The organism is Sunxiuqinia dokdonensis, from assembly GCF_001270965.1.
GTDB classification, from domain to species: Bacteria; Bacteroidota; Bacteroidia; order Bacteroidales; family Prolixibacteraceae; genus Sunxiuqinia; species Sunxiuqinia dokdonensis.
This window is the reverse complement of the sequence record NZ_LGIA01000069.1, coordinates 26573-37003: the sequence shown is the minus strand read 5'-3', so window position 1 is coordinate 37003 and position 10431 is coordinate 26573. Positions and strand designations below refer to the sequence as shown.

Below are 10431 nucleotides of genomic sequence, written 5' to 3'. Positions count from 1 at the left end.
GCAGCGGAACCGGACTCTGGTGGTCAATGATCAATTTCATCAGTAAGTAATTTGTTTTTTAATGGTCTGATGGAACTCACATGTTGCTGAAAATTATTTTCATTCGTGTTTGTGTGTGGAGCAACATGTTCGTTTCATGTTCTTTCATTTTTTTTGAAAGCATACAAAGATATAAATTACAGGATAAATGTATAATTCTGGTTGAGCGGATGAAACAATTTTCGCTGAACAGGGAAAATTCATGGTCAAAGACCCCGAAACGCGTGGGCAAAATGATTAGTGGTTTTTTATGAAATAGTGTGGTCAGCCATTCAGTCCCCAATAATTGATTAAATTTGAATCCGAATCATCAAAAGAGGAGATTTACATGAGAAATCCAGTTCCCAAAGTGGCTGCCATTCATGATTTAAGTGGTTTTGGACGCGCTTCCTTAACAGTGGTTATTCCTATTCTTTCGTCGATGGGCATTCAGGTTTGTCCGTTGCCAACAGCCGTATTGTCGTCGCACAGTGCGTTCGACGATTTTCATGCTGTTGATTTGAGTCCGCACCTGCAACCCATGATTGATCATTGGAAAAAGCTGGAGCTTAGTTTTGATGCCATTTACTCGGGCTATCTGGGCGCAGCAGAACAAGTGGATACGGTGGCCCGTTTTATACACGATTTTTCAGGCAACAAACCATTGGTGGTGGTCGATCCGGTTTTGGGCGACAACGGCAGGCTGTATTCGGCCTACACGCCCGCGATGGTGGCCAAAATGAAAAAGTTGGTCACCCTGGCCGATATGATTACCCCAAACCTGACGGAAGCAGCCTACTTGCTTGGCGAAAAACACAATCCCGATATTGAGCTGAAAGCCTTGAAGGAATGGGCTCTTCGCCTGGCAGAAATGGGTCCCGAGAAAGTGATTATCACCAGTGTGCCCGATCAAACGAAAAATAACAATACGTCGGTTGTGGCGTTTAATAAAACAGATCACCGCTTTTGGCGGGTGGGCTGCGATTATATTCCGGCGCATTATCCGGGCACCGGCGATGCTTTTTCCAGTGTCATGGTTGGGTCGCTGTTGCAGGGCGACAGTTTGCCCATCGCACTAGACCGGGCGGTGCAGTTTATTTCGCTGGGAGTCCGGGCAACCTTTGGGCATAATCACAAAGCTAACGAAGGTATTTTACTCGAAAAGGTGTTGCCGTCGCTCAATGCTCCGGTGCAAATGAGTAGTTATCAGTTATTGGATTGAAAAGTATGAAAGATATTCGTTTGGTGGCCACCGATTTGGATGGCACCTTTTTGAAAAATGATAAGTCGATTAGTGAAGAAGACCTGCAAATGCTGGAGCTTTTGGGTCAGCGGGGAGTGATTCGGGTAGTGGCGACTGGCCGGAACTTTAAAAAAGTACAGGAAGTATTGCCTGATCATTTGCCGTTCGATTATGTGGCTTTTTCGTCGGGAGCCGGTATTTACGACTGGAACAAACGCGAGCTGGTGTATCGCCAAAACCTGAATCGGGAAACCGCGAATGACATCATTCAGTTTTTTGTTGAAAAAGACATGAATTTCCATCTGTTCCGCGCGGTTCCAGATAATTTCAGGTGTTGGTATTATCGGGGGAAAAAGTTGTGCGAGGAATTTGAGCGGTATTTCGACTTTCACAATTCGGCGTCCGAACTGCTGCCAATAAAACAGAAGCTAACCGATGATGCCTGCCAGTTTCTGGTTATTTTCCCAAATGAGCCGGACGCGTTCCTGATGATGAAGCAGCAACTGGAAAGTCAGTTTGACGACATTAAAGTAGTACGCACCAGTTCGCCTTTGGATACCGACTACATTTGGATGGAAATTTTTCACAAAGACGTATCGAAAGGGAACGCCGTCAAATTTTTATGCGAACAGAAAGACATCCATCACTACATGACTTTTGGGATTGGCAATGATTATAATGATTTGGACTTGCTGAACTTCACCTCTTTTTCCTACTTGGTTGAAAATGGCCCCGATGAGCTAAAACCTCATTTCAGAAAAGCCGTTTCCAACGAAAACAGTGCTTTTAGTCACAGTTTGAAGAAGTATTTATAGGCTGGTTTTATTCGCCGGCCAGGTCATTGGTGGCTGGTTTGTAGTGCCGCTTTAGCCAGGTAGCCAGTCCGTCCAGCCCGGGAAACAGCACCCGCTCGGTAATGTTGGCCTGGTCGAGCTTGTCACGCACCTCCCATTTCAATTCCTTTGGAATGATAATCCTTCGGTAGAGTTCAGGATGATCGACCAACCACTCGTCCATGATGCTTGTGGGCTGGGTCATCACCGAAAAGAAAGCATACTGGTTTACAATGCGCTGATCGATAGAGGGTGGCTCGAAAAAGATGACTTGCTCCTTGTTTAGTTTTTTGTCGAAGTCAGACAAGGACATGATGCTTTCTTCCAGCATTTCGATGGTGAACGCATTGCATCTTTCTTCGCGCAGCAAATGGTTGAGCGGTTCGGAAACCAGTCGGTTTACTTTCACAAAATCCACTTTCCAAATCACGCCGTCCAAATCAAACTTTTCGGTATTGGCCGTGGCAAAATGCATGGCAATAAAGGGCGAATAAGTCCAGTCCAACAAGCGGGTGGGGAGTCCGTGGTGTTGCGCCATGACCAGTGATCGCCAGAACGAAGCCGTCAGCTGGGCGTCTTTGGAAATACTGTACTTGCGAAAATTCCGTAGCAGGTGATATTCCAGTTCGGGACGCTGTCCACAGTTGCGCAGAAAGCTGTTTTTTAGTTCGTAGCCGGCATCCGACAATCCGCGAAATGCATAATCCGATCGGTATCGCGTCAGGTGTGGTTTCCATGAATCGCGGTACACTTCTTCGCACAACTCTTCCCAACTGTTGACAATGAAGTCGTTTTGGTGGATTTTTTCTGATTTCATTGGCCTCAAAGTTCATCAAAAAAAAGGAATTTTACCCGAAGCTTACGATCGTTTTTCATGAAATGATTCGCGCCTGTTTAATCCTGAATCGAATAATTCGTTGGTTGTGTCTGGGTATCCGTTTCAATCGTTAAATATTCTGAAAAGATTTTCAGCCGGTTGTCACTTTCTGTGTAAAATTCTAAATTAGCTGGCTAAAGTTGAAAATGAGAAAAATGGGGGAGCGATTAATCATCTTTTTGTTGTTGGTCGGCTATGGTTTTGCTCCTGCCTTTTGCCAGTCAGAAAATGATTTTGAAGAAGTCCTGCAGGTTCCCATCTATTATCCTGAAATCAATCCCGAAAGCCCGATTGGCATCTTTGCCCTCGATCTGCCGTTTTATTTTCCTTCGGCAAGCCCCCGGAAACACCAACTGTCTATCGGTTATACCATGGCCAACGTCTGGCACCCGCAAGCCCGCTTTTTATATCCGCAAAACCTGACGGGCAGCCAGCAAAATGAGCTGAAAGATATTTACATGTCGTGGCGTCCGGAGTATTTCGAAGCCATGAACATTGAAACAAAGGATAAGTTGTTTCAGTCGGACGGGGTGTTGCACCATCTAAAGTTTTCATACCTCAATACCTGGACCAGCAAACACAGTTTCATTGTAAATTTCAATGTTCACCAGTTGTCGGGAGGGCAATCGCCGCTTACCTTTTTGGTGAGCGACAGCTTCATCGAGGCGTTTCATTCCAACTTTGCCATCGAAGATAACTACGGACGGCGTTTATTTCCATTCAACCGGGCATCCATTCAGTTTGATGATGAAACGGGTAAGTCGTTTCGGAAAGACAAAGGCGACGTGTTTACCTCCATTGTTGATGCCCACTATTATCGTCAGCTTTTGAGCCGAAAGACCGAAAAATGGCATGTCGATACGCAAGTCGGGGCTCACCTGTCTATCCCGCTGAATGAGCTTCACCGCTATATTATTCCAGGATTTTCAGCTGGCATTCGAAACGATTTCAGGCTGGGGCCTAAAAGCAGCTTGACCTGGGCCATTGATGGCGTAATCACTGACCAACGCGCGCTGAAAGTGGGCGATGGCATTCGGGCAATCGATTGGAAGTACCGCAAACATGGCCGAAGTTTGCTGGCCCTAAACCTGATGTCGCAAAAGAAAAATACGGTGGTGATTGGTTTATTGCTGAATTATCAGGATCCTTTAATGAAAGGCAATTCATTTTCGTGGGATCAAACCGGATACTACGAAATTGGCGTGGACGTATTGGAAGAAGGCGATGTTTGGGAAGGTGAACCGATTTCGCAGGAATTCTATTTGTCGAAAATTACGCCCGCATCTTTGTACCATTTTTCGCTGAAAACTTATTTTATCCTCGGCTTTCAGAAAAACGGCAACGAATTCAATATTTATTGTGGCGAAGATTTGTTTTTGGTGAATAACGCCCCCGATATTCAGTTTAGCTTTCAATATCGGTTTGCTCCGTTTGGATCGAAAAAGTGAAATTCCAAGTTTCAAATTCCATTCGCAACACCAATGACCAGCAAGTTCCCGCTTGCTTAAAGCGAAGGAATCATCAGTGCATCGCGGTTGGTGTGTTTTTCGCCAATGAAAAAAGTCAGGGAAAATTCGTGCGATCCGCTGGCGTAATTCGATAGTTTTGACAAGGTATAATCGTAGCTGTAGCCAATTTTGAAGCGGTCTTTCATAATGCCAATCATGGCGATCACCGCATCGGGTTGTACGCCCAGGTTTTGCCGGTACCAAAGTCCGCCAGCCAGCGATTTTTCCAGGATATACATGCCCAGGTTGATTTGCTTGAATGCGCCCTGCTGTTGGTAAATGATGTTTGGCGATAGGGTAAATTCGCGCGACAGCAAGCCGCGGTGCCACTTTCGGGTTCGCGATCCGGCGTGCAGGGTGATTTTCATGGGCAGGCGGCCTTTCTGATCACCCACAAAAACCGATTCATCCGGCTGGGTGAGATGCATGAGGCTGAATCCAAAATAAAAAGCATCGTATTGCCCAAGGGCACCCACCCCAAAATCAGGATACAGCAGGCTTGCGTTTTCGGGCTGTTCGCCATTTCCGGGAAAAGTAATGCCCGTGAGTTGATCAATCATGTCCGGAAAGATGAGCCGTCCGTAATCCAATTTCTTATACGTCATGCCGACCTGAAGACCCAGATCAAAGAAAAGGCGCTCGTTCATTTTAACGTGGTGCGAATAAAAGAGGTATCCTGAGGAAGTTTCGATCAGCCCGTTCAATTCGGTGCTGTTTTGAAACTGCGCACCCAGTCTCCGCCTTTCATCTTTTTAAAATACTGATCGCACGATAAGCTGTAATTGACGTAGGTGTTTCCTTTTTGAGGCCATTGGTTGCGGTAGTTGACAACCAGCCTTGGCGCTGCCGAAGTTCCGGTAAACCCTGGGTTGAGATAGAGTGGGTTGGCGTAAAATTGTGAATAGTTGGCATCCTGGCCATTGGTCAGCATGCAGATATTTAGTAGGATAAGGACGACGAAAGCCTTTTTCACGCAACGATCAGATTTTGGGTTGTTCGATTAAACGGGCAGTAAAATTAACATTTAAGTTTGAAACTGGCAGATAGAAAGCAAGTTCGTGCTGCAAAACAGCAATTGAGCAGGTTCAAAGATTGCGGATCAGCGCCGGAACAGCTTCGCCAAAACGGGTGAGCTCTGGAAAAATGACGGAGATGGTCAAACTGTGCATGGGGTGGCTGAATTCGCCATGCTGGTTTAAAATGGCTCCCAGGTAATTCACTTTTAACAGCTTGAAATTGTAGCCCAGGTTAAGTGAAACCTGGCTGTTCCCGGTATCAAAATTTGGGAGAAAACCGAGCCCGGCTTCAAACTGCTTGCGCTGAACGGTGACTTCGGCAAAGGCCTGCGCAAACTCGTTGCTGTAGTGCAGCACCGCGCGGGGCCGGATCAGGAAGCTTCGCGAAAGCAAGCCGCGCTGGTGCCAGGTGAAAATCTTTTCGGCATGCAGCAGCAGGTCAAAAATCGATGTGTTGAAGTCCTCGGTTTGTGGATTTTTCTTGTACGATCGTCTGAATTTACTTGAAATTCCCACCGAGCCATGGTAGTCGGAGTACAGGATACCGGCCCCGGCAACAAGCTCGGTGGTTCCAAAAAATCCGCCGATGGGTGTGCCGCTTCCCGATTGCCGGATGCGCTCCGACACGAAGGTACTCAGCTCGCGTAGCGGTTGTTGAAAACCGAAGGTAAGCGACGGAACCAAATATTTCCGGTTGGCCCCGGGAAGATATTTTGCGTAGGACGCTTCGGCAAATGGTGCAAATACCTCTTGGGTATAATCCATGCGGACCCCACCCAAAAAGCCCAGGCCAAACGAGTTCTTCCGAATGAAAAAGTCGTGACTGGCCATTTTTGCCAAAGCTTGTGTATCCTGGCGGCGGGTACTTTGCAGGGTCACCATCAGTCGGTCGCCACGGGTAGCTCCAACGAATGAGGGATTGAGCAATATGGGCGTGGTGTATCGCTGGATATCAATAAACTCTTGAGCCTTGCCTGGATGAAGGAGGCTGGTGAACGCAAGAAGGATCAAGATCATTCCAAATCGATTCACAGTTTGTTATTTTAAGGATTAGTAGGCCTGGGGCTCGATTCCCCTTTCAAACTCCGGAAGGAAATGTAGTAAATCGTGCATGAGTTCTTTCTTTTGGTCATCCGACTTTAGCATGGCTTCCTTCAGCTTGCGACTTTCTTTTTCAACAATTTCTTTTGAAATTTTTCCCGACATGTTGGTAATCACCGTGTAGGCTTCGAAGGCAACCAGCAATTCCTGCTCAATCACCAGATCGATAAACAGCGACAGGTGCATGCTGTAGTCCAGTCCGTTTTCCCAGCAAGCCGAAACCAATGGTTGTAGTTCGCCGGCGTATTTTTTATTCTCAATGGCCTGAATTAACAAAGGAATGGCATCGGTTTGCTTTATTTCGGCGAGCAGCACGCGCACCTGCGATTTCACTTCCTGATCACTGGAGGTATGTAACAACTCAACCAAAACCGGAATGTAATTGACATTTCCCGTTTCCTTGAGGTCCGTAATGGCTTGAACCGCCAGGCTTGTATCGGCTGAATTTAGGCGTTCGACGGTACGTATACTGATCTTTTTTGAGTTTTCTGTGGTCATGAGCATTTACTTTAAGCTGCAAATTTAGTATTTCCTGAAGAATAATGGGAACGGCGCCATGGCTGATTTGTTGAATCGAATCCGTACATTTGCAGACAATTTTTTTTTTGATGGATAAAACCAAAGAGTTGGGCGAGGGGAGTATTCCGCGTCTGATGCTGAAATATTTTATACCTGCCTTTATTGGGGTGTTTGTGAATGCCCTGTACAATATTGTCGACCGTATTTTTATTGGCCAGGGGGTGAGTGCCGTGGCCCTGAGCGCGGTGTCGGTGATTTTCCCGGTCATGTTGATTGTGATGGCTTTTGGCATGCTGATTGGCATTGGCGCCGGCGTGCTGGTGTCCATCAACATGGGCCGCCGCGACATGGAAAAGGCCGAACGGGTGTTGGGGAATAGCTTTATATTGATGATCCTGGCATCGGGGCTGATTACCCTGATTGGGTTTGCCATAAAGATGCCCATGCTGGAAATGTTTGGCGCTACGCCCGAAACCATTGAGTATGCCAACGACTACCTGAATATCATTTTGCTCGGCACAGTCTTTCAGGTGGTGGGTTTTTCACTGAATAATGTGATTCGAAGCGAAGGGAATGCCCGGATTGCCATGTACTCCATGATTCTGAGTGCGGGATTGAATATCGTCCTTGACCCGCTGTTTATTTTTGTGTTCGATTTGGGGGTGAAGGGCGCGGCTTATGCGACGGTCATCTCCATGATCGCGCTCACGGTTTGGGTGCTGTTTCATTTTCGAAGCAGCCGGTCGATTGTGAAACTGCGTCCCAAATACTTCAGAATTGAAGTGCCGATTATGAACGAAATTCTGGCCATTGGTATGGCCCCGTTCTTTATGCAAACGGCCAACTCTGCGGTGCAGGCGCTCATCAATACCAAGCTGATTCGCTTTGGGGGCGATTTGGCGGTTGGAGCCATGGGCATCATCAATTCGGTGATCACCCTGATTGTGATGTCGATCGTGGCGATCAATATGGCCACACAGCCCATTATTGGCTTTAATTATGGCGCCAATGCCGGCAGCCGGGTCAAGGAAACCTTGCGCCTGGCCATGATTTCAGCAACGGTCATCTCGTTGGTGGCATTTGTACTGGTTCAGGCTTTTCCCGAAGCGATTGTCGGACTATTCAATTCGTCGGATCCTGAGCTGCTGACCATTGGGAAACAAGGCTTGCGCCTGGCCATGTTGGCTTTGCCTTTGGTTGGATTCCAGGTGGTGGTGGGCAACTTTTTCCAATCGGTTGGAAAAGCGCAAATTGCCACGCTCTTAACTTTGCTGAGACAGGTCATCGTCTTAATTCCGCTGCTTTATATTCTTCCTGATTTTTTGGAATTAACCGGAATCTGGATTTCCATGCCCATTGCCGACACTTGTTCGGCCTTGATTGTGACTTATTTTATCTCGAGGGAATGGAGAAAATTTGACTGAGATGAAAACAACAATGTCCGTTGAATAGGCTTCAACGGACATTGTTAGTTTACTTTAGGTTTTGAAATCCTTACTAGATGTTGTTTCTTTCCAGTTTCTGAGTGAAACCTTCCAATTCGCTGAAAACATCGCGTTTCATTTCTTGAAGCTTGTTTTCGTATTTCTTGAAAAACTCCTGATAGTAGTTGATTCCGTCCTTCAGGTTGGCCTGGAATTTCCGCAAATAAATCAGTTGTTTTTTGTCCTCTGCTTCGCGTGCCTCTTTCAGCCTGTTCTCAAGAAATTCAACATACATATGCAACTCTTTCAAAAATAAGTTTGGTCGTTTGACACCTTTCAGCAAGTTGATTTTTCCATAAATGTGGTCAACCATGTCCCTCAGCGAAACCACTTGTTTGAAATAGGCAATGTTTGGCCCGGGACAAATGCTGACACCGGTGCGTTTGCTGTCGGTTTCCAGCCCGTTGGCCAGGTAAGTGGAATTGGTCAGCCCTTCGCAAAGGCATTCCTTTTCAGTTAGTTTGCTTTTTTTGTAGAGCTTTTCATCTGGAGTCATTTCCGATTCATCTACTTCTTTCAATTTCTTTTTCAGGTATTGTTTTGAAGCGGTGCAGATCGGTATTTCCGTGTATTCGGTGTTGAAAATGAGGTATTTTTTGGTACAGGGAAAACCAGGTTTTCCTTCATCCAGGTAGTTCTGAATGGCCTTTTGCTGGCTGGCACCTCTCACATTGTTAAAATGCACACCAAGCGGCGATGCGTCGCTCAAATACAAATCTTCCTCTCCCGCATTTTTTAGCAGGTTTAAGCTTTCCTCGTCAATGTTGCAGGCCTCCGGAACCAGCATGAACGGGCTGCCCCAGCCTACGCTGTCCAAATTGTATTCTTCGAGTAGCAGCTGGTGTTCTTCGTTGGTTCCAACGCCACCCTGGGCCGTAATTTTTATTTCGGGTGCCTGGCTCAGTTCTTCCAGTCCTTTTTCTTTTAATCCTGATTGATAAACTTCGAAAGTTGAGTCAATCAGCTCTTGTCTTTTTTCTTTGAATTCATGTAGAATGGGGCCGAGCAGGTAACCTTGGGTAGCAAAAGCGTGTCCGCCACAGTTCAGACCCGATTCAACGCGGTATTCCGAAATCCAGATTCCTTTTTTTGCCAAAAAGCGTCCCTGAACCATAGCCGAACGGAAATCGCTCACTTTTAAGGTGATTTTTTTGCGAAGCTGGCCATTTTCATCCGGATAAAAATCGCTGAAATTTTCAAGGTAGCTGTACAATCTTGGGTTCATTCCGGCCGAAAGCACCAGCGAAGAGCTTAATTTGCTGTTGGCAAATCCACGCAGGGCAGCGTGTGCATCATTGTATTCTACCGGTAGTTGTTCGCGGTTCAGGTAGTTTGCCTTGTCCAGCTTGGTCATGATGTTGACATCGATACTGCCCGGGCGCAAGGTCGTGCGCAGCCAGTTTTTCACATCGGTCAGGCTTTTATTCTCCAGCAAATGGTTGAATTTTTCGCGAATCTGTTTGGAATAGGGGAGCATGTCCAAATATTTTTCCAGTTCGCCCTCCTTCTTGTGCAGGTTTTCAACCAGCTCGTCGTATTTCCTGTTGACCAGTTCATCGACCAAATTCAGGTACGCCGTAATGCGTTTTGCCCGAAAGTCTTCCACCTTATTGCTAATTGTTTGGTAAGGAATGTCGAACTTCTGGCTGTAAAATTCACGCATTTTCTCCATCAAAATATCATCGACCAAAGAAATGACCGACGAAATTCCGAAGTGCGCCACACGGACTGGTGTGTCTATGGTGTATCCCAGTCCCATGACCGGAATGCTGAATGTGTGTTTGTTTAAATTCATTTGATACTTATTTATTGTTATTGGAAAGTTGTGTTCT

Annotated in this window: 10 protein-coding genes; 4 read left to right on the top strand and 6 right to left on the bottom strand. The window is 46.4% G+C overall.

What is annotated here, in order from left to right; translation table 11 throughout:
• Positions 1-367: 367 nt before the first annotated feature.
• A complete protein-coding gene (locus NC99_RS06220; RefSeq protein ID WP_053181016.1) occupies positions 368-1240 on the top strand; it encodes a pyridoxamine kinase in 873 nt (290 codons plus the stop codon).
• Between the two features lie 5 nt (positions 1241-1245).
• A complete protein-coding gene (locus NC99_RS06215) occupies positions 1246-2076 on the top strand; it encodes an HAD family hydrolase (RefSeq protein WP_053181002.1) in 831 nt (276 codons plus the stop codon).
• A 7-nt stretch (positions 2077-2083) separates the two neighbouring features.
• Here NC99_RS06215 and NC99_RS06210 read toward each other — a convergent pair whose 3' ends face one another.
• Positions 2084-2911, bottom strand: a complete 828-nt coding sequence (locus tag NC99_RS06210; RefSeq protein ID WP_053180999.1) for an FRG domain-containing protein — start codon at positions 2909-2911, stop codon at positions 2084-2086.
• 215 nt (positions 2912-3126) lie between these two features.
• On the opposite strand from NC99_RS06210, the gene NC99_RS06205 reads away from it, so the two are divergent.
• On the top strand, positions 3127-4419 hold the full coding sequence (locus NC99_RS06205) for a hypothetical protein (RefSeq protein WP_053180995.1): 1293 nt from the start codon (positions 3127-3129) through the stop codon (positions 4417-4419).
• A gap of 56 nt (positions 4420-4475) precedes the next feature.
• On the opposite strand, the gene NC99_RS06200 is transcribed toward NC99_RS06205, so the two are convergent.
• From NC99_RS06200 to NC99_RS06185, 4 genes are all read right to left on the bottom strand, one after another.
• The gene (locus tag NC99_RS06200) at positions 4476-5183 is read right to left on the bottom strand and encodes a PorP/SprF family type IX secretion system membrane protein (protein ID WP_162231161.1); all 708 of its coding nucleotides are present in this window, start codon (positions 5181-5183) and stop codon (positions 4476-4478) included.
• Positions 5180-5452, bottom strand: coding sequence for a type IX secretion system membrane protein PorP/SprF (locus tag NC99_RS22550; RefSeq protein ID WP_157624559.1), 273 nt, complete (start codon positions 5450-5452; stop codon positions 5180-5182). The genes NC99_RS06200 and NC99_RS22550 overlap by 4 nt, the downstream gene beginning before the upstream one ends.
• A gap of 112 nt (positions 5453-5564) precedes the next feature.
• Positions 5565-6527 carry a hypothetical protein gene (locus NC99_RS06190; protein WP_157624556.1) on the bottom strand — a complete coding sequence of 321 codons (963 nt, stop codon included), beginning with the start codon at positions 6525-6527 and terminating at the stop codon, positions 5565-5567.
• A gap of 18 nt (positions 6528-6545) precedes the next feature.
• Entirely contained in the window at positions 6546-7094 is a 549-nt protein-coding gene (locus tag NC99_RS06185) for a HEAT repeat domain-containing protein (protein WP_162231160.1), read from the bottom strand.
• Positions 7095-7204: 110 nt separating this feature from the next.
• Between NC99_RS06185 and NC99_RS06180 the strand changes: the two genes are divergently transcribed.
• On the top strand, positions 7205-8539 hold the full coding sequence (locus tag NC99_RS06180) for an MATE family efflux transporter (protein ID WP_053180981.1): 1335 nt from the start codon (positions 7205-7207) through the stop codon (positions 8537-8539).
• A gap of 73 nt (positions 8540-8612) precedes the next feature.
• On the opposite strand, the gene NC99_RS06175 is transcribed toward NC99_RS06180, so the two are convergent.
• A complete protein-coding gene (locus NC99_RS06175; RefSeq protein ID WP_053180978.1) occupies positions 8613-10394 on the bottom strand; it encodes a hypothetical protein in 1782 nt (593 codons plus the stop codon).
• Between the last annotated feature and the right edge of the window lie 37 nt (positions 10395-10431).

What these genes read in the sequence shown, in the direction of transcription:
- NC99_RS06220 (WP_053181016.1), top strand. Translation starts at nt 368, where the DNA reads ATGAGAAATCCAGTTCCCAAAGTGGCTGCCATTCATGATTTAAGTGGT.
- NC99_RS06215 (WP_053181002.1), top strand. Translation starts at nt 1,246, where the DNA reads ATGAAAGATATTCGTTTGGTGGCCACCGATTTGGATGGCACCTTTTTG.
- NC99_RS06210 (WP_053180999.1), bottom strand. Translation starts at nt 2,911, where the DNA reads ATGAAATCAGAAAAAATCCACCAAAACGACTTCATTGTCAACAGTTGG.
- NC99_RS06205 (WP_053180995.1), top strand. Translation starts at nt 3,127, where the DNA reads ATGGGGGAGCGATTAATCATCTTTTTGTTGTTGGTCGGCTATGGTTTT.
- NC99_RS06185 (WP_162231160.1), bottom strand. Translation starts at nt 7,094, where the DNA reads ATGACCACAGAAAACTCAAAAAAGATCAGTATACGTACCGTCGAACGC.
- NC99_RS06180 (WP_053180981.1), top strand. Translation starts at nt 7,205, where the DNA reads ATGGATAAAACCAAAGAGTTGGGCGAGGGGAGTATTCCGCGTCTGATG.
- NC99_RS06175 (WP_053180978.1), bottom strand. Translation starts at nt 10,394, where the DNA reads ATGAATTTAAACAAACACACATTCAGCATTCCGGTCATGGGACTGGGA.